General features: G+C 60.4%; 17 protein-coding genes. 7 read left to right on the forward strand and 10 right to left on the reverse strand.

Annotation, left to right across the window (positions count from 1 at the left end):
* Nucleotides 1-592: 592 nt before the first annotated feature.
* Nucleotides 593-2,542, forward strand: coding sequence for a M23 family metallopeptidase (locus tag QDY28_RS25985; protein ID WP_331384254.1), 1,950 nt, complete (start codon nucleotides 593-595; stop codon nucleotides 2,540-2,542).
* A gap of 18 nt (nucleotides 2,543-2,560) precedes the next feature.
* Here the strand turns inward: QDY28_RS25985 and QDY28_RS25990 are convergent, their stop codons facing one another.
* The 7 genes from QDY28_RS25990 to QDY28_RS26020 form a co-directional block, all read right to left on the reverse strand.
* Nucleotides 2,561-3,070: an AAA family ATPase gene (locus QDY28_RS25990; RefSeq protein ID WP_331384255.1), complete on the reverse strand. Its 510-nt coding sequence runs from the start codon at nucleotides 3,068-3,070 to the stop codon at nucleotides 2,561-2,563.
* 144 nt (nucleotides 3,071-3,214) lie between these two features.
* Nucleotides 3,215-5,815, reverse strand: coding sequence for an ATP-dependent chaperone ClpB (gene clpB, locus QDY28_RS25995; RefSeq protein WP_331384256.1), 2,601 nt, complete (start codon nucleotides 5,813-5,815; stop codon nucleotides 3,215-3,217).
* Between the two features lie 251 nt (nucleotides 5,816-6,066).
* Nucleotides 6,067-6,753 (reverse strand): DUF4167 domain-containing protein, encoded by a 687-nt coding sequence (locus tag QDY28_RS26000; protein ID WP_331384257.1) that lies wholly within the window; start codon nucleotides 6,751-6,753, stop codon nucleotides 6,067-6,069.
* 346 nt (nucleotides 6,754-7,099) lie between these two features.
* The gene (prmC, locus tag QDY28_RS26005) at nucleotides 7,100-7,975 is read right to left on the reverse strand and encodes a peptide chain release factor N(5)-glutamine methyltransferase (protein ID WP_331384258.1); all 876 of its coding nucleotides are present in this window, start codon (nucleotides 7,973-7,975) and stop codon (nucleotides 7,100-7,102) included.
* Nucleotides 7,972-9,051: a peptide chain release factor 1 gene (gene prfA / locus QDY28_RS26010; RefSeq protein ID WP_331384259.1), complete on the reverse strand. Its 1,080-nt coding sequence runs from the start codon at nucleotides 9,049-9,051 to the stop codon at nucleotides 7,972-7,974. Before prfA ends, prmC begins: the two co-directional genes overlap by 4 nt.
* A gap of 32 nt (nucleotides 9,052-9,083) precedes the next feature.
* Complete coding sequence (gene ptsP, locus QDY28_RS26015; RefSeq protein WP_331384260.1) at nucleotides 9,084-11,351, reverse strand: phosphoenolpyruvate--protein phosphotransferase; 2,268 nt, start codon at nucleotides 11,349-11,351, stop codon at nucleotides 9,084-9,086.
* A gap of 101 nt (nucleotides 11,352-11,452) precedes the next feature.
* Nucleotides 11,453-12,727 carry an aspartate kinase gene (locus QDY28_RS26020; RefSeq protein WP_331384261.1) on the reverse strand — a complete coding sequence of 425 codons (1,275 nt, stop codon included), beginning with the start codon at nucleotides 12,725-12,727 and terminating at the stop codon, nucleotides 11,453-11,455.
* Between the two features lie 324 nt (nucleotides 12,728-13,051).
* On the opposite strand from QDY28_RS26020, the gene QDY28_RS26025 reads away from it, so the two are divergent.
* The 6 genes from QDY28_RS26025 to QDY28_RS26050 all read left to right on the forward strand — a co-directional run bounded on the left by QDY28_RS26025 (nucleotide 13,052) and on the right by QDY28_RS26050 (nucleotide 16,945).
* Nucleotides 13,052-13,669, forward strand: a complete 618-nt coding sequence (locus tag QDY28_RS26025; RefSeq protein ID WP_331384262.1) for a TetR/AcrR family transcriptional regulator — start codon at nucleotides 13,052-13,054, stop codon at nucleotides 13,667-13,669.
* Between the two features lie 79 nt (nucleotides 13,670-13,748).
* A complete protein-coding gene (locus tag QDY28_RS26030) occupies nucleotides 13,749-14,993 on the forward strand; it encodes a YbfB/YjiJ family MFS transporter (RefSeq protein WP_331384263.1) in 1,245 nt (414 codons plus the stop codon).
* Between the two features lie 85 nt (nucleotides 14,994-15,078).
* Entirely contained in the window at nucleotides 15,079-15,576 is a 498-nt protein-coding gene (locus tag QDY28_RS26035) for a cytochrome b (protein ID WP_331384264.1), read from the forward strand.
* A gap of 132 nt (nucleotides 15,577-15,708) precedes the next feature.
* A complete protein-coding gene (ubiG, locus tag QDY28_RS26040) occupies nucleotides 15,709-16,455 on the forward strand; it encodes a bifunctional 2-polyprenyl-6-hydroxyphenol methylase/3-demethylubiquinol 3-O-methyltransferase UbiG (RefSeq protein ID WP_331384265.1) in 747 nt (248 codons plus the stop codon).
* 63 nt (nucleotides 16,456-16,518) lie between these two features.
* Nucleotides 16,519-16,812, forward strand: a complete 294-nt coding sequence (locus QDY28_RS26045) for a ribbon-helix-helix domain-containing protein (protein WP_331384266.1) — start codon at nucleotides 16,519-16,521, stop codon at nucleotides 16,810-16,812.
* Entirely contained in the window at nucleotides 16,793-16,945 is a 153-nt protein-coding gene (locus tag QDY28_RS26050; RefSeq protein WP_331384267.1) for a type II toxin-antitoxin system RelE/ParE family toxin, read from the forward strand. Before QDY28_RS26045 ends, QDY28_RS26050 begins: the two co-directional genes overlap by 20 nt.
* Before the next feature lie 141 nt (nucleotides 16,946-17,086).
* On the opposite strand, the gene QDY28_RS26055 is transcribed toward QDY28_RS26050, so the two are convergent.
* The 3 genes from QDY28_RS26055 to QDY28_RS26065 are packed head-to-tail and all read right to left on the reverse strand — an operon-like array spanning nucleotide 17,087 to nucleotide 18,953.
* On the reverse strand, nucleotides 17,087-17,671 hold the full coding sequence (locus tag QDY28_RS26055) for a DUF3291 domain-containing protein (RefSeq protein WP_331384268.1): 585 nt from the start codon (nucleotides 17,669-17,671) through the stop codon (nucleotides 17,087-17,089).
* The gene (locus QDY28_RS26060; RefSeq protein WP_331384269.1) at nucleotides 17,671-18,099 is read right to left on the reverse strand and encodes a DUF1178 family protein; all 429 of its coding nucleotides are present in this window, start codon (nucleotides 18,097-18,099) and stop codon (nucleotides 17,671-17,673) included. The genes QDY28_RS26055 and QDY28_RS26060 overlap by 1 nt, the downstream gene beginning before the upstream one ends.
* Nucleotides 18,096-18,953 carry a carbon-nitrogen hydrolase family protein gene (locus QDY28_RS26065; protein WP_331384270.1) on the reverse strand — a complete coding sequence of 286 codons (858 nt, stop codon included), beginning with the start codon at nucleotides 18,951-18,953 and terminating at the stop codon, nucleotides 18,096-18,098. Before QDY28_RS26065 ends, QDY28_RS26060 begins: the two co-directional genes overlap by 4 nt.
* Nucleotides 18,954-18,960: the final 7 nt, after the last annotated feature.

Here is an 18,960-nt window from a genome sequence, read left to right on the forward strand (position 1 = left end):
TCTCTGCCAATCCCGCAAGCTCCGCCGCCCACGTTTCTCTTTCTTCCTATCTTCAATTGTCAAATAACAGACCAGAAAACCCGGTCGAATATCCTTCCCGCAAGCCCAAGCACCTAAGCCCAGAACCATCAATCAGCATCGCAGCCAATCCAGGAAACTCTAGAGCGAGAGACTTCGTCGCCAGCAGCGCCGCCGCCCTCGTCAGTGATCGGGCTTATAGACCCCAGCCCCGAGCATAGTCAACAGGCGATTTTGAAAAAAATCAAAAAACATGCAAATGCTTGATTCTTATGAGAGTTTTATGAAGGCCGCCTGTAATCGGCCAAGTCGGGCACCAAAATCCTCTGATATCGCCACTGCCGTGTGCTGCTGCCGCCCTATTGCACGCAGAATGTCGTAAAAAATGACAATGCTCGGCTCTTGAACCCAAGTCCGCCGACACCAGATATCGCCGGCCAGCGCCGGAACCAGGCACTTGCGGCATTCAAACACTCCACAAGCGAGATGCGTCCGATTTGACTCGCCCGTCATAAATATGCACATCTTCGCCCCAGCCATACGGCTCGCATAAAGGAACCGGATCTCGATTGGCATGATGACGGACAAAATAATGCTCCGATCGCTCGGCAACGAGCCGCCAATCCTGGCCGACGGCAGGCGAGCGCCAGACCGGCGCGAGGTTTCCATCCGCTGGCTCTCGGGCACCTTCCTTACCGGTATCACCTCCAGCATCTTGATGGGCGTCGCTTTGTTTGCGGCCCTCGATGGACGCCAGCAGCTCGCCATTCCCGCCGAAGCCTACGCCATGTCCGACAGCGGCAAGCATGACAGCGCGGAGGATCAGGTGACGCGCGGCGGCCGCCTTGTGCCGACGGCAATCGCATCCAAGCCTTCCGACCGCAATATACTGGAAGTCTCGACGGTGGTGCGTGATGGCGACAAGGAAGTGGTCCGTCGCCAGCCCTTCGCGCATGTGAAGATCGCACTCGCCACCAAGCGCGTCGCCACCGAAAGCTATCCCGCCTTCGATCCCCTGGCGATCTTTTCCGCCGATGAAAACATTCCGCCGGCCGCCAATCGCACCGGCGCGATCTATGGTTCCGACGTGGAATCCGAGGTCAGTCTGAAGACCGTGCCGTTTCCGGCCAAGGACGTGCCCTTTCCGCTTGCCGGTTCCATGTCGCTCGATGAAGTCGAGGCGAATGTTCGCTCCAACGGTTCCGTGCTGATCGACGGCAATACCCAGCTTTCCGCGCTCTATTACGTCGATCCGCGCCGTTTCGCGACCGATGACACCGATGTCGATCTGACGGCCGGGCTTGCCGCCCGCATCGTCGAGGAGAACATGTCGGTATCCGCTCCCGAAGCGGTCACGCCGCAGACGCAGGAATTTGCCGACGACATCATTCCGGTGCGCGAAGACACGCCGATCACAACGGCGCTCATCAATGCCGGGTATCTCAAAGCGGATGCCGCCGACATTGCGGCCAAGATCGAGCCTTTGTTCGGCTCCTCCGATCTTTCGGGCGGCGACGTGCTGCGGATCGGCATCCTGCAGAAGGGCGAGCAAGCAAAGATCATCCGCGCCAGCATCTACCGCGGCACCAAGCATGTGCTGACGGTCGCCGAAAATGACCACGGCGATTTCGTCGCTGGCAGCGAGCCCCCGATGCTCGACGCCATCGCCACTGCCTTTGACAATGACGCGCCCATAACCGCCGCCGGCCGCGATTTGCCGAGCGTTTATGACGGCATCTATCGGGCTGCCCTCTCCTACGGCATGACCCAGGAGATGGTGGCGCAGATCATCAAGCTGCTTGCCAGCAACGTCGATTTCCAGGCGCAGTTGAAGCCTACGGATTCGCTCGAAGCCTTCTTCTCCGTCGAGGACGAAAACGGCCAGGCGACGGCGGATTCGGAATTGCTCTACGTCAACGCCAAATTCGGCGACACCGTTACCCGTTTTTATCGTTTCGAAGATCCGGACGATCATTCGATCGATTACTTCGACGAAAGCGGCAAGAGCATCCGCCAGTTCCTGCTGCGCAATCCCGTCCCGACCGGCATCTTCAAATCCGGCTTCGGCATGCGCCGTCACCCGATCCTCGGATTTGCGCGCATGCATACCGGCGTCGATTGGGCGGCACCCCGCGGGACGCCGATCATCGCCGCCGGCAACGGCATCGTCGAAAAGGCCGGCTGGGATTCCGGCGGCTTCGGCAATCAAACATTGATCCGCCACGCCAATGGCTACGTCTCCTCCTACAACCACCAGAGCGCCATCGTCAAAGGCATCGTGCCGGGCGCGAAGGTGGTGCAGGGCCAAGTCATCGGCTTCATCGGCTCGACCGGTCTCGCAACCGGACCGCATCTGCATTACGAACTGATCGTCAACGGCACCAAGGTCGACCCGCTACGCATCCGCCTGCCCGGCGGCAAGACGCTGGATGGCGACGCGCTCGCCAAATTCGAGGAGGAGCGCAAGCGTATCGACACGCTCCTGAGCGACGACAAGTCCAAGCAGGTCGCGAGCAAGGATTGATATCCTGATAAGGATTTTCTAAAGGACCTCGCGCTCCAGCAGAGCGACCAGCTCGGCAACGGCATCATCCGCGCTTTTGTAGGCGGTATCGACGACGATCTGTCGTCCGCCCCAATCCTCATAGGTTCGGTTGACGATCTCATCCCAGGACGGCTTTACGAGACCTTCGACATCCGTCACGCGCGTTTCGGCACGTCGGCGATGCTCGACCTTGTCGGAACAGACGACTTCCACCTCGATCGCGCGTGTACCGGCTCGTTTTGCGACCTGCAGCCAGGCATTGCGCGTTATGCCTATCGGATTGACCGAATCCGCGATCACCGTTCTTCCGAGACGCAGATTGTCTTCAGCGATCCCATAGGCAGCCATATAGCCGGCGGGGCCTACCTCGGCCTTCAGCATGTCCGAATCTCGGAATGCCTGCTCGATCGTGTCCACCCGAACATGCACCGCTTGCAACCGCTTCGCGAGCGAGAGCGCTGTCGTGGTTTTCCCGCTGCCCGGCAAACCGCCGAAGATGACAAGCATGATCCCCCCTCCGAACATCCTCCAAAGTCCACCGTAACATCACAGAAGCGGACCGTTGCTGCAAGGCGGCTTCGAATAGGTCTGAAAAACAAAATGGCGGCCCGAAAGCCGCCATCTCATGGATCGATGCGTTGGTACAGCCGCTTATGCCGCGGCGCTGACCGGCTGACGCGGGCGGAACAGCAGCCTGTCCGTACCGCCGGTGACCTTGACCACCGATCCATCCGGCACCTGACCGGAAAGGATCTGCTCGGCAAGCGGGTCCTGGACATATTTCTGGATCACCCGCTTCAGCGGCCTTGCGCCATAGACCGGATCGTAACCCTTGTTGGCGAGCCAGTGGCGGGCATCCTCGTCGAGCTCGAGCGTAATCTTGCGTTCGGACAACAGCTTCAACAGCCGCTCCAGTTGGATGTCGACGATGGCACCCATTTCATCGCGCTTCAGACGATGGAACAGGATGATTTCGTCGACACGGTTCAGGAATTCCGGCCGGAAATGCGACCGGACCACGTCCATCACCTGCTCGCGCACTAGGTCGCTGTCATCCCCTTCCTTCAATTGGGTCAGGTATTCGGCGCCCAGGTTGGAGGTCATGATGATCATCGTGTTGCGGAAATCGACCGTGCGGCCCTGGCCGTCCGTCAGACGCCCGTCGTCCAGAACCTGAAGCAGGACGTTGAAGACATCGGGATGCGCCTTCTCGATCTCGTCGAACAGCACGACCTGATAGGGCCGGCGGCGGACGGATTCGGTCAGCGCGCCGCCTTCCTCGTAGCCGACATAGCCGGGAGGAGCACCGATCAGCCGGGCGACGGAGTGCTTCTCCATGTACTCCGACATGTCCATGCGCACCATCGCCGTCTCGTCATCGAAGAGGAAGCGGGCGAGCGCCTTGGTGAGCTCCGTCTTGCCGACGCCGGTCGGGCCGAGAAAGATGAACGAGCCGATCGGGCGGTTCGGATCCTGCAGACCTGCGCGCGAGCGGCGAACCGCGCGCGAGACCGCCTGCACGGCATCGCCCTGTCCGACGACCCATTTTGCGAGTTCGTCTTCCATCCGAAGCAGCTTGTCGCGCTCGCCTTCCAGCATCTTGTCCACGGGAATCCCGGTCCAGCGGGAAACGACATGGGCGATATTGTCGGCGGTGACGACTTCCTGCACCATGGAATCGCGACCGCCGTCCTGCTCTTCGGCAGCCTGAAGATCCTTTTCCAAATTCGGGATCACGCCATAGGCAAGCTCACCGGCGCGCTGGAATTCACCCTTCCTCTGCGCGATCGCCAATTCGTTCCGGGCTTCGTCGAGCTTTTTCTTCAGATCGGCTGCAAGGCCCAGTTTCTGCTTCTCGGCCTGCCACCGCGCGGTCAGCGCATCGGCTTCCTCTTCAAGCGTCGCAAGGTCGGTCTCCAGCCGCTTCAGCCGGTCGGCCGAGGACTGGTCGGTTTCCTTCTTCAGCGCCTCGCGCTCGATCTTGAGCTGGATGATGCGGCGATCGAGTTCGTCGAGTTCTTCCGGCTTCGAATCCACCTGCATGCGCAGACGCGCGGCGGCTTCGTCCATCAGGTCGATGGCCTTGTCCGGCAGGAAGCGGTCGGTGATGTAGCGGTTCGACAGGGTCGCAGCGGCCACCAGGGCGGCATCGGCGATGCGGACCTTGTGATGCTGCTCGTATTTTTCCTTAAGGCCGCGCAGGATCGAGATCGTATCCTCGACCGTCGGCTCTTCGACCATGACCGGCTGGAAACGACGGGCGAGCGCGGGATCCTTCTCGACATGCTTGCGGTATTCGTCGAGCGTGGTAGCGCCGACGCAATGCAGCTCGCCACGGGCAAGCGCTGGCTTCAACAGGTTCGAAGCATCCATGGCGCCATCGGCCTTGCCGGCGCCGACCAAGGTATGCATCTCATCGATGAAGAGGATGATCTCGCCATTTTCGGACTGCACTTCGTTGAGCACGGCCTTCAGCCGCTCTTCGAACTCGCCGCGGAATTTCGCGCCGGCAATCAAGGCACCCATGTCGAGCGCCATCAGTTTCTTGTCCTTCAGCGATTCCGGCACATCGCCGTTGACGATGCGCAGCGCCAGCCCTTCGACGATCGCCGTCTTGCCGACGCCGGGCTCGCCGATCAGAACCGGATTGTTCTTCGTGCGGCGGGACAGGACCTGGATGGTACGGCGGATTTCGTCGTCGCGGCCGATCACCGGATCGAGCTTCCCCTCGCGAGCCTCGCCAGTAAGGTCGCGGGCATATTTCTTCAAGGAGTCGAAGCCCTGTTCCGCATTGGCGGAATCAGCGGTACGACCCTTGCGGATATCGTTGATGACCTGGTTGAGGCCAACGGGCGTAACGCCGGCCTTCTTCAGGGTGGCTGATGTCGATGCCGAGGGCTCCATCGCCAGGGCCTGCAACAGGCGCTCGACAGTGACGAAACTATCGCCAGCCTTCTTGGCGGCTTCTTCGGCCGTGGTAAACACCTTGGCGAGCGGCTGCGCAAGATAGACTTGCCCATCGCCACCGGACACTTTCGGCAACTTGGCAAGTGCGGCGTCATTGGCAAGGCGCGCAGCTTTGGCATCGCCGCCGGCGCGTTCGATCAACGACGCGGCCATACCCTGATCGTCGTCCAGAAGCACCTTCAGCACATGCTCGGGAGTGAATTGCTGGTGACCCTGCGCCAGCGCATTGGTCTGTGCGGATTGCAAAAAGCCACGCACCCGCTCGGAGTATTTTTCAATATTCATATCGGACCTCCATGAATCGTTCTGCCCTTAATGGCGCAGACCGATGACTGAGATTGAGCCCCCTGAAAAGGCAGACCCCGCCCGCCGCCTATTGGGATTTGCGGCAAAGCAACTGGGGAGAATATGGGAGGAGTTTTGAAAAGTTTAAAGAGCAACAGAAATGAAAAAACCCCGGCCTCACACCGGGGTTTCGCAGATATGGAATAGATACTCCGCGCCTATCGCGGCCACCTTTGCGCTCGGAACAGTTCTTATTCCGAACCGGCTTCGGCCAAGGCGGGCGTGTCGCTCGCGGCAGCTTCGCCGTTGCCTTCGCCATCGGCGCTACGGCGCGGCTGGCGACGGGGACGGTTGCCGGCGTTGCGGCGGCGCGGCTGGCGCTCGGTCGCAGCGGCAGGCGTCTCTTCTTCGATCGCCACTTCGGCCGGAATACCTTCGATCACCGGCTGCGGGCCGGTGCCATCGATGACTTCCGGCTCGGGAGCGGGAGCCGCAGCGGCAGCCGGAGCAGGCTGCTGGCGTGCTTGAGGCGCAGCCATCTGCGGCTGGTCATCCATCTCGGTTGCATCGATATCATCGATGTCGCGGTCGGCATTGTCACGATCATTGTAGTTGTGATGCTCGTCACGCTGATAGCGTTCCTGCATCTGCGCCTGGGCGCTGGCGATGATCCGGTTATAGTGTTCAGCGTGCTGGAGATAGTTTTCCGCCATGACGCGGTCGCCGGAGCTTTGCGCATCGCGGGCGAGAGCCGAATACTTCTCGGCAATATGCTGCGCGGTTCCGCGAATTTTCACATCCGGACCGGAGCTGTCGTAGGTCCTGGTCAGCGGGTTCGAGCCCTTGCGGTTGAAATTGTTGTTATTGTTATTTCCGCCGCCGCCGCCGTTGTTGTTACCACGCCCCCGACCGCGCTTATTCTGCTGTCCTGGCCTCATAGATCCTTCACCTGAATTCTCTTAGTTGGGATGAAATTATGCACGGCACCTGCCGCCGTGGCCGGAACCTTCCAAGCCAGGGCCTGCGTGCCGCAAGCAAACTGCGCCTTATGCGCCTGTCTGCCGCTCGACTACGTCAGATTAACTGATCACGCATTGGGTTATCTTCAACCTTTGACACTCTTACCAGAGAGTGGATCCCCGAGGCTGTCCAAGAGAGGCGAATCGTCTCGCCTATTCCCAGCCGCCCAACGCGTGAGCGCAACCTATATTGCTTCCTCAGGAAATCCAAGCCTTTTCTTTGCGATAACAACAAGGTCCAACGGACCTGCAGCAAATTGTCGCGTCAATCATGATGTTTAAACACGAGAACTCGGTCGTTATGGCCATAGTCTCGAACTGCGTCGATAAGGAAAAATCCTGCTCCTTCAAAAACCGAAGTCACCGTTTTGCGCTGATTATGGCCGATTTCCACTCCGATGATACCATCCCGATGTAGAAACCGCGCCGCGTCCTTTGCGATTGCTCTATATGCATCCAGCCCATCAAGGCCACCGTCGAGAGCTGCCGGAGGATCGAAATTCTTTACTTCTGGAGCGAGAGTGGAAATGACACTGGACTCAATATAGGGCGGATTTGAGACAATCACGTGAAATCGACCGTGGATGGCTTCAAACCAGCTTCCCTGCACAGTATCAAACCGTGCCGCCAAGCCATTGCGCGCTGCATTCGCCCGCGCCGTTTCCAAAGCTTCGCCGGAAATATCGGAACCGATACCTGTCGCCTGCGGACATTCGTGGAGCAAAGCAAGGCAAATGGCCCCGGTTCCCGTTCCGATATCGAGTATATGGATATTCCCGACCTCTAATGCAAGACGTCGCGCATGCGGAAGTATCGTATCGATCAAGATTTCCGTATCGGGCCGAGGCTCCAGCGTCGCCGGCGAGAGTTTCAACGGCAGGCCATAGAATTCACGTTCGCCTAGAATGCGATGCACCGGCTCGTGGTTGAGCCGCCGCGCCACCGCCGTACGGGCCGTTTCCACGAGATCCGGCGTCACCATATCGGAACCACGGGTGACGAGCTCCGTCGATGACAGATCGAGAAGGCCACCGACGAGGATGCGGGCTTCGGTGGCCGGATCATCAAGATCGGCCTCGATGAAGCGGGCGCGCACCTCCTGGAAAAGCTCCCCGACGGTCGGCCCCTGCCCGCTGCTCATGCTTGTTCGCCGAGCTGGGCGAGCTGGCTCGCCTGATAATCCGCCAAAAGCGCATCCACCACCTCGTCGATTTCGCCTTCCATCATCCGGTCAAGCTTATAGAGCGTCAGGTTGATGCGGTGGTCGGTAACCCGGCCCTGCGGGAAATTATAGGTTCGGATACGCTCAGAGCGGTCGCCGGAACCGACCTGACTCTTACGGTCGGCGGATCGTTCGCTGTCGGCGCGCTGACGCTCCATGTCGAAGAGACGCGACCGTAGGACCTGCATTGCCTTGGCGCGGTTTTGATGCTGCGATTTTTCCGAACTCGTCACCACAATCCCCGAAGGAAGATGGGTGATGCGTACGGCCGAGTCCGTCGTGTTGACGTGCTGGCCGCCGGCGCCGGAAGAGCGCATGGTATCGATGCGAATATCCTCGGGGCGGATTTCGATATCGATTTCCTCGGCCTCCGGCAGCACGGCGACGGTCGCCGCCGAGGTGTGGATACGCCCACCCGCCTCGGTTTCCGGCACGCGCTGGACGCGATGCACGCCGGATTCGAATTTCAGCCGCGAAAACACGCCCTTGCCGCTGATCGTCGCGATGATTTCCTTGTAGCCGCCGGCTTCGCCTTCGCTGGCCGAGAGGATTTCGACCTTCCAGCCGTTATTGGCCGCAAAGCGCTCATACATGCGGAAGAGATCGCCAGCGAAAAGCGCCGCTTCCGAACCGCCGGTGCCGGCGCGAATTTCGAGGATCGCGCTCTTTTCGTCGGCGGCATCCTTCGGCAGCAGCAGAATCTGGATATCTTGCTCCAGCGTCTCGATCCGCTCCTTGACCTCTGGCAATTCCATCTCGGCAAGATCCCGCATCTCGCGGTCGACGGACTTGTCGGTGAGCATGGTTTCAAGATCTGAAGCCTCGGCGATCGCCTTCTCGTAGTCGCGGATTTTGGTGACGATGGGCTGAAGTTCGGAATATTCGGAAGCAAGCTTCACATAGACATCCGCCGACGGACCGGCCGACATACGCGCTTCGATCTCACCGAAACGGCGCTCCAATTCGCGCATTTTTTCAATGGGAAGATTCGCCACCCCACACTCCGATTCTTCTTATTCGTTCTGTTCTACAATGGAATATTGTGGCTCTCGGCGAAGCGGACAAGGATATCGCGCATCGAGGTCGTCGGGCGCGTGTCGTTCAGTGCTTCTTCCATGACAGCCGACAAGGCCTGCAGGTCAAGGCCCAGCAGCATCGCTTTGACCGGACCGATGGCGGCTGGTGACATCGACACCGAGCGGAAACCGACACCCAGCAGCGCCATGGCCGAAATCGTCTTGCCGGCAAGTTCGCCACAAAGCGTTACCGGCGTCCTGTTGCGCTCGCCGGCGCGCACGATGTCCCTGAGGATACGCAGGAACGGGCGTCCGAGCGGATCGAAACGATCGGAGACGCGTGCATTGCCGCGATCGACCGCCATCGAAAACTGGAAGAGATCGTTGGAGCCAACCGAGACGAAGTCGACCGCCGCCATCAGCTCATCCAACTGCCACAACAGCGCCGGCACCTCCAGCATCGCGCCGAACTGCAGCTTCCGCGGCAGGCTATGGCCGAAGCGCGACAGATGCTGCACTTCCTTCTGCACGAGTTCGCGCACCGCCTCGATCTCGGAGACCTCCGTGACCATCGGCACCATCATCTTCAATTCGCTGTCCGCCGCTGCCTTCAGCATGGCGCGCAACTGCGTGCGCAGCAGGCCGGGCCGGTCGAGCGACAGGCGAATGGCGCGCCAGCCGAGCGCCGGATTCTCTTCCTCATGGGCGCGGAAATAGGGCACGACCTTGTCGCCGCCGATGTCGAGCGTCCTGAAGGTGACGACGCGGCCGCCTGCCTGCTTCATCACATTGCGGTAAAAGGCTTCCTGCTCCTCCGCCTTCGGCATGGTCGAGGCAATCATGAATTGCAGCTCGGTGCGGAACAGGCCGATACCTTCCGCGCCGGATTCGGCAAGCTGGGGCAGATCGACCAGCAGACCGGCATTCATCAGCAGCGAAATCCGCTGCCCGTCCTTGGTGACGGGTTCGACCGCGCGCAGCGCCCGGAACTGTTCCTGCCGGCGGGCGCGAAAGCGCACCTTTTCCTCATAGGAACGCTGGTGATCGGCCATCGGCCGCAGGTGCACATGGCCGCCATCGCCATCGATGATAACGGGATCGCCGTTTTCCGCGAGCGCTACGATCCCCGCTGCCTGGCCGACGACCGGAATGCCCATGGCACGGGCAACGATAACGACGTGGCTGGTGATTGCACCCTCTTCCAGCACCAGACCGCGAATATTGGCGCGCGGATAGTCGAGCAGTTCGGCAGCACCCATGGCGCGCGCAAAGATGATCGCATCGTTCGGGAAACCCTCGGCTGCCGTGCGGGCGGAATAGCCGATCAACTGCCGGAGCAGTCGGTTCGCCAAATCCTCGAAGTCATGCATGCGTTCGCGCAGATAAGGATCGGTCAGGCGCATCATCCGCGCCTTGGTGTCGCTCTGCACCTTCTCGACCGCAGCTTCCGCGGTCAGGCCGTTGCGGACGGCCTCCTCCAGCTTGCGCACCCAGCCCTGGTCGTGGGCGAACATGCGGTAGGTTTCCAGAACCTCGCGATGCTCGCCTTCCATGGAAACGTCGCGGCGCGACAGCATGTCGTCGATGGAAATGCGCAGGGAACCCAGCGCATCCGCCAGCCGGCGGATTTCCTTCTCGGTATCCTCGTTCAGGAGATTGGTGACGACGATGCGCGGCTCGTGCAGCACGACATAGCCGAGACCGATGCCTTCATTGTAGCTGTCGCCGTCAATGGTGACCGAGCGCGTAAGATCGAGTTCGAGGCCCGGCTTGGTGATCTTCTTCAGCTCGCCGGTCGCGATCATCTCGGCCAGCACCATCGCCGTCGTTTCGAGCGCCTCCAGCTCCTCCTCGCGATAATTGCGGCTCGCCTTGTTCTGTACGACGAGAACGCCGAGCGAGCGGCCGGTGCGCAGGATCGGCACGCCGAGGAAGGAGTGATAGACCTCTTCGCCGGTTTCCGGCAGGTAGCGGAAGGCAGGATGCGATTGCGCGTCGGAGAGATTGAGCGGCTGGGCGGAAGCGGCGATCGTGCCGACCAGGCCCTGGCCCATCTTCAGTTGCGACAGGTGGACGGCTTCCTTCTTCAGACCTTCGGTGGCGTAGAGCTCGAGCACGCCGTCTGCGCGCAACACGTAAACCGAGCAGACTTCGGCGACCATGTTGCTAGCGATCTGGCGGACGATCCGGTCAAGACGCTCTTGCGGCTCCAGCGGCTCCGCCATGAGTTCGCGCAGCCGCTTGAGCAGAACGCGTGGACCGCCGGATAGGTCTCTCATTGCGTCTCTAGCTCCCGAAATCAAGATATTACGCCAGTCTTGCCCACGTCAGGGCCGGCCGAAACTCACCTCCGTCGCGGTCCGTCGTAAGCAGTCCTGAATCAACTCTTATCCAGACCGTAGCAGGAATGCAAAGTCCTGACTGCCAGTTCTGCATAAGGACCGTCGATCAGGATGGAAATCTTGATTTCCGACGTCGTAATAGCCTTGATGTTGATGCCTTTTTCGGCAAGTGCCCGGAAAGCAGTCGCAGCAACGCCGGCGTGCGAACGCATGCCGATGCCGATGACGGAGACTTTGACGAGACCTGATTCGTTTTGGATGACGTCGTAGCCGATCTTGTCCTTGTTTTCGCCGAGAACGCGCAGCGCCTTTTCCACATCGCCCGAAGGAACCGTGAAGGTCATATCGGTCTTGGAACCGTCCTCGGAAATGTTCTGGACGATCATGTCGACATTGATGTGGCTTTCGGCCAACGGCCCGAAGATCGCAGCGGAGACGCCCGGCCGGTCGGCGAGACGGCGCAGCGAGATCTGGGCTTCATCCTTGGCATAGGCAATGCCGGTGACTACTTCCTGTTCCACGATTTCTTCCTCGTCACAAATCAGCGTTCCGGGCGGGTTGAGCAGATCGCCCATGCCCGGAGCATCGGGATCCTCGAAAGAGGAGCGCACGAAGGTGCGAACCTTAAAGACCATGGCCAGCTCGACCGAGCGCACCTGCAGCACCTTGGCGCCGAGCGAGGCCATCTCCAGCATTTCTTCGAAAGCGATCTTCTTCAGACGCCGCGCCTTCGGTTCGATGCGCGGATCGGTCGTGTAGACGCCGTCGACGTCGGTATAGATATCGCAGCGATTAGCCTTCACGGCCGCGGCGATCGCCACTGCCGAGGTATCGGAACCACCGCGACCAAGCGTCGAAACGCGATTGTCAGGCCCAAGGCCCTGAAAGCCTGCAATCACGGCCACCTGACCCTCTTGCATACGGCGGATCATTTCGCTGCCGTCGATTTCGAGAATGCGCGCCGCGCCATGGGCATTGTCGGTTCTGATCGGGATCTGCCAGCCCTGCCAGGAGCGGGCGTTGATGCCCATCGCCTGCAGCGCGATTGCCAGCAATCCGGACGTCACCTGCTCGCCGGAAGCAACGACGGCATCATATTCGCGGGCATCATAAATCGAGTGATCGGCGCCGGCGACCTTCGGCGTGTTCTGCACCCAGCCGACCAGTTCGTTGGTCTTGCCGGACATGGCGGAGACGACGACCGCAACCTCATGGCCGGCATCGACCTCACGTTTCACATGGCGGGCGACATTCTTGATACGGTCCAGATCCGCGACGGATGTCCCGCCGAATTTCATCACGATGCGTGCCATGTGCCTCTACCAGTACCAGCGCCGGGCGGCCGATACGCTACGAGCCCGGCATGCAAAATCGCCCTTCCGGTATAATAGCCGGAAAAGCCTGATCTCAATGGGGGCGTCTCTTAACGAGTTTGGCGGGCGGGTGCAATAGCGGGGTAATCGCCTTGCCGGCCTCCGCTCTCAATACTTCCGCTTTCGTTCCGAGCCGAGCTTATTGGGGAGTGCGCCCTCTTTCTCAACGTGAACTGATCGACTTGCCATTTTGGAGCGTATGCTCTATATCCTGTTTTGGAGCGATCGCTCTACAACGAGATTATTCAGGTTGCGAAAATTCCCATGGCAAGACCTCGACAATTCGATGAGGACAGCGTTTTGGAAGCCGCGGGCGAGATATTCTGGTCCAAGGGTTACGAGGCGACATCGACTCGCGATCTGACCGATCGCATGGGGCTGACGCATGCGAGCCTCTACAATGCCTTTGGTGACAAGCGCGGCCTCTATCTAAAGGCATTGAAGCACTATCTCGATCGAAACCTCCGCAGCCGTATTGCACGGATGGAGGCAGCTTATTCGCCGGGCCTCACCATCGTCGGCTACTTCCAGGAAGTCGTCGAGCGTTCCCTGGCCGATGCCGAGCATCGCGGCTGCATGCTCGTCAACACGGTGCTTGAGGCGCGTTCCGACGATCCGGAGATGCGGCGCGTCGTCGCCGATGAGACGGCCGAGATCGAGGCCTTTTTCCTTCGATCGGTCGTTGCCGCGCAGGCGAGCGGTGAAATTCCGGCAGATCTGCGGCCTGAAGACGTCGCCAAATTGCTGCTTTCGGTGCAGTTCGGTCTGCGCGCCCTTGTCCGCGTCCGCCCCGAGCGCGAATTGCTGAACGGTATCCTGCGGCCAGCAATGGCCATGCTGACCCTGCCCTGGCCGCTGCCCGAAAGCAGGCCGGACGGGTAAACCTCCGCCATAGCCCTCTTCGTCCCGAAACACCGAACCGGATGCGGCAAGCGCGCTCCGAACAGAAAAGCTTCGTGCCATGTCTGCTCCCTTACGCCATTCGAATTCTTCTCATTCCGTTGCCGAACCAGCGCCGCTTACCGCCGCCGCCTGGTATGCCACTATTGCCGGTCTTTGCGGGAGCCTCGTCGCGATCGGTCTTGCCCGCTTCGCTTATACCCCGCTGATCCCACCGCTTATCAGCGCCCACTGGTTTTCGGCTGGCGATACGGTGACGCTGGGTGCGGCCAATTTTGCCGGATACCTCGCCGGCGCGCTGCTCGGCCGGCCGTTGGCCGCGGGTCTTGGTAACCGTCTGGCATTGCGGCTGCTGATGGTCGCTGCGACCGCCGCTTTCTTCGCCTGCGCCTTCCCGCTCTCCGTCACCTGGTTCTTTGTCTGGCGCTTCCTCTCCGGTCTTGCCGGCGGCTCCATCATGGTGCTCGTCGCGACCACTATTCTGCCGCACATCCCGGTCGCCCGCCGCGGCTTCGTCAGCGGCATGATTTTCCTTGGCCTCGGTCTCGGCATCGCCGCCTCGGGAACACTGGTGCCCGCGCTGCTGCGCCTCGGTCTTCGTGAAACCTGGATCGGCTTGGGCATTCTGTCGCTCATCCTGACCGCCGTCAGTTGGTTCGGCTGGCCCGCGGCCAATCCACCGCCGGCGGCACATACCGCCACCACTCACCACCATGCCGCCGCAAAGACCGAATGGTCGCTGCGCATCCTCTATGGCCAATATGCCGCCAATGCCCTCGGCCTCGTGCCCGCCATGGTGCTGCTGGTCGACTACGTCGCCCGCGGTCTCGGCCGCGGCGCCGACATCGGAGCGGCCTGCTGGGTGCTCTATGGTGTTGCCGCCATCACCGGTCCAGTCCTGACCGGCTATGCTGCCGATCGCATCGGCTTTGCCTCCGCCTACCGCGGCGCTTTACTGCTCCAGGCGGTCGCCGATGCCATTCTCGCCGCATCCGGCAATCCTTGGCTGATCGGCTTTGCCACGGTGCTGCTCGGCATTTTTACACCAGGCATCGTGCCCTTGGCACTCGGCCGCATTCAGGAAATTCTGCCGGACAGCCACGTCGCCCAACGCGCCGCCTGGAGCCGGGCAACCACGGCCTTCGCTCTTTTCCAGGCGCTCGGCGGCTATGGCTATTCCTATCTCTTCATCCACACCGGCGAAAACTATGGCATCATCTTCCTCTGCGGGGCGGTAGCGCTCGTCCTCGCCTTGCTGGCCGATGTCTTGAACAGCGTAAAACGTCAAAAACGCCGAGCGCACTGAAATTAAAGCAGGCAATGCCTTCTTCAGGCCAATGTCAGACACGGAAAGGATAGTCCGGGCACGTCAACCTCGAAGAGCGCTCCCCATGGCTTCAAACCGTGCCCTTGGCTATTCCACCACTCAGATCTCCCTGCATTGGATCATTGCAGCGCTGGTTCTATTTCAGCTCCTGTTCGGAGAAAGCATGACGAGGGTGATCCGCGCGCAGGCAAGGGGAACCATCGTCTCGTCGGCGGATGGTTCCATGGGTACGGCGCATTATTGGGCGGGGATCGCAGTCCTGTTGCTGGTTCTTTTGCGCCTTGCCTTGCGCGTCGCGTTCGGAACACCCAGGCCAGCCGGGGCCTCTGCACTGTTGGTACGACTTGCCGGCGCGGCACATTGGCTATTCTACGCGCTGCTGCTGCTCGTTCCCCTGACCGGCCTGCTCGCCTATTATTTCTCCGATCCCTTCGGCGACATTCATGAGCTGGGCAAGCCCGCATTCATCATCCTCATCGGCCTGCATGCCGCCGGCGCCCTCTATCATCACTTCCTGTTGAAAAATGGAACATTGCGCCGAATGCTCGTTCCGGCGCGCTAGCATAGTGGCCCAGGGCCGTTAACACAGCCGGACCCTTGACATCGGCTTCCGATCGTCCGACTTCACATCGACCGGGCGTCATCTGTACAATTGTGCAGACAGGCGGTCCGGCGTAGACCAAGGAGCGAGACCATGACCGAAGCGGCGAAGAGCACGATCGACCAGAGCGAAGTGGACCGCTTTTCCGCAATGGCGGCGGAATGGTGGAGCCCGACCGGCAAGTTCAAGCCGCTGCATAAGTTCAATCCGGTGCGGCTAGCCTATATCCGCGACCGCGCGTGCGAGAATTTCGGCCGCGACCCGAAGAGTGCGCGGCCGCTGGACGGGTTGCGCGTGCTCGATATCGGCTGCGGCGGCGGGTTGCTGTCGGAGCCGGTGGCGCGCATGGGTGCCTCCGTCGTCGGCGCCGACCCTTCCGAAAAGAATATCGGCATCGCGTCGATACATGCGAAAGCCTCCGGCGTTCCTGTCGACTATCGCACCGTCACCGCCGAGCAATTGGCCGAAGCCGGCGAGACTTTCGATATCGTGCTGAACATGGAAGTGGTCGAGCACGTTGCCGATGTCGAGTTTTTCCTTTCGACCTGCGCCAAGATGGTGCGCCCCGGCGGCCTGATGTTCGTCGCCACCATCAACCGGACGATGAAAGCTGCGGCGCTCGCTATCTTCGCCGCCGAAAACGTCCTGCGCTGGCTGCCGCGCGGCACGCATCAATATGAAAAGCTGGTCCGCCCGGACGAGATCGAAAAGCCGCTCGCCGCAAACAGTCTCGACATCATCGCCCGCACCGGCGTCTTCTATTCGCCTCTGCAGGACCGATGGAACCTGTCGAAGGATATGGACGTGAACTATATGTTGCTGGCGAAACGAACAGAATGAGCAGTTCCTAAGCCGCGAGACCTAATGATAGAATGCCCGCGTTCTTATGAATGGAGACAGTTCATGGGCAAGACCGCACAAATCGTGATTAATTTGGAGCCGAATTTGGAAGAATTCGTTCGCGACGAAGTTAAGCGCGGCTCATTTGCCTCAGACAGCGAATACATAGAGAACATCCTGCGTGAGCGTTATGAAGATGACCGGATGAGACAGGAACGGGAACTCGCCGACGCCTTAACGGTAGGACACGAGGATATCAAGGCGGGACGATTCATGCCGCTGGATGAAGCTTTTGCTAAGCTTCGCGCGGAACTCGGCCGCACAAATTGCGCGCTAAATGAAAATCGCGATTTCTGATGCCGCATATCATGATCTGGCCGCCATCGGCCGCGCAATAGCCAAGCATAATCCTGAAAGAGCGTTGTCCTTTGTGGATGAACTTCATAACGCATGTGTTGAGCTTGGCGAGATGCCTTTGGAAACTATCTGATCTTTATGAAATTGAAGACGCTACGATATATGTATCTCGCGTCTTGCACGGTGCTCGGAACTATCCAAAGATATTGCGAGGAATCCAACCGTTGAAATGGGCCATGGCGGAGGCAGCCGGTTTGGCGAGCACCAGTCGTACTCAAACCTTCAGCGCTGACACATGCTTCAATAAATCGTCCTGTCCTGCAGCGTTCTCAGCGGCGAGCCGCTTTACCCGTTCGCGGTCAATCGCCGTCATCTTTCCTTCGGCGTTGTAAGGCTGCTTAAACGAAAACGCTGCCGCACTCGGCCCCTGGTCGTGAAGCCGTTCCAGCCGTTCGGCACCGTCTTTCCATTCCGGAATGACCTCGGCATCCACCCACCACAGAACAAGCGCCGGCCAACGTTGCTTCACGTTCCAGTGCCGCGCATGCTTCAGCGCATCGGCATGAACACCGCCATAGGTAAAGGCTATCAGCGATTCGATGTCGGTCCATAGAGACAAAGAAGACGGCGCTGTCGCAAAGCCGCTGCCCTCGATGAAGCGCGGGAAGACCTGCTTGCCCCAACATGCCGGTCCCGGGTCGCCATCATAGCCGGAGCGGCCGATGAACCCATGGGAGCGGGCAGCAGCCTCGAAATTCGCAGCCTCCCGCAGGCGAAACCCTTCGACAGCAGGGCTATTATAGGGCGCGACATGCAGCCCGAAATTATACATTGCAAGATGCTTGCCGGTCCGCAGCATCAGTTGATATCGTCCGGCAGTACCGGGATAGCGCCGATCTCGATACCCTCTTCGACCAGCGCCTGCGCCTCATCCGGCGTCGCCTTGCCGATGATGCCTCTCGCATCCGCCTCGCCATAATGGATCTTGCGGGCCTCTTCGGGGAATTTGGTGCCGACGTCCTCAGCATTGGCCTTGATGGCGTCGACGGCTTCCTTGAGTTTATTCAGGGCTTCCTTGCGGGCGGTGTCCATGGCAAGCGTCTGCAGCTCCTCCTTCTTGCGCCCGGTAGAGACCGACGGCGCCATCAGGAGTTTCGAGATCGCACCCGAATTGCAGACGGGGCAGGTCAGGAAGCCGCTTGCGACCTGCCGGTCGAAATCGGCGCTTTCCGAAAACCAGCCCTCGAACTCATGGGCACTGTCACATCTCAGCGAATAGCGGATCAAGCAGCGACGCCTCCAGCCGCCGGCGTCGCGATCTTCTCCAGCGAAAATTCGCGCGCATTCTTAAGATTGGGAATCTTGTCGTGGGCAGCTTTGACGGCGGCGACATCGATCTCGGCGATGACAACCGCTTCGCCCGTGCCTCCAGCCGAGGCCAGCACCTTGCCCCAGGGATCGATGATCATCGAATGGCCGAAGGTTTCGCGGCCATCCTCGTGCGTGCCCGCCTGAGCGGCGGCGATGACGAACATGCCGTTTTCGATAGCCCGCGCCCTCAGCAGGATTTCCCAGTGTGCCTCGCCCGTCTGCCTAGTGAAGGCGGCAGGTACCGTCATCACCTCGGCCCCGGCAACCGCCTGAGCGCGGAAGAGCTGCGGAAAGCGCACGTCGTAGCAGATGGAAAAGCCCAGCTCGGCAAAGGGCAGCGACACAATGCGCGCCTCGGAGCCGGGACGATAGACCGCGCTTTCCCGCCAGCTCTCGCCATTGTCGAGATCAACGTCGAACATGTGGATCTTGTCGTAGCGGCTGAGCAGCTTGCCGTCCGGGCCGAAGAGAAAACCGCGATTGGCGATCTTGCCGTCGTCAAGTGCGATCGCGGTCGAACCGACGTGTACATGGATGCCGAGTTCCCGAGCGAGCTCCGCGGCCGTCTTGACGATGACATCATTGGCTTCGTCGCGCAGCACCGCGCGCAGACCCTGCCGATCCTTCTGCACCGCCCCGGTCATTTCCGGCGTCTGCACATAGACGGCGCCTTTTGCCGCTGCCTCGCGGACCAGCCGCGCCATGTCGGCGGCGTTCCTCACCGGATCGACACCGGAGCACATCTGAATGGCGGCGGCCTTGAAGGTCATTGTTCTC

The organism is Rhizobium sp. BR 362, from assembly GCF_036528765.1.
Lineage (GTDB): Bacteria > Pseudomonadota > Alphaproteobacteria > Rhizobiales > Rhizobiaceae > Rhizobium.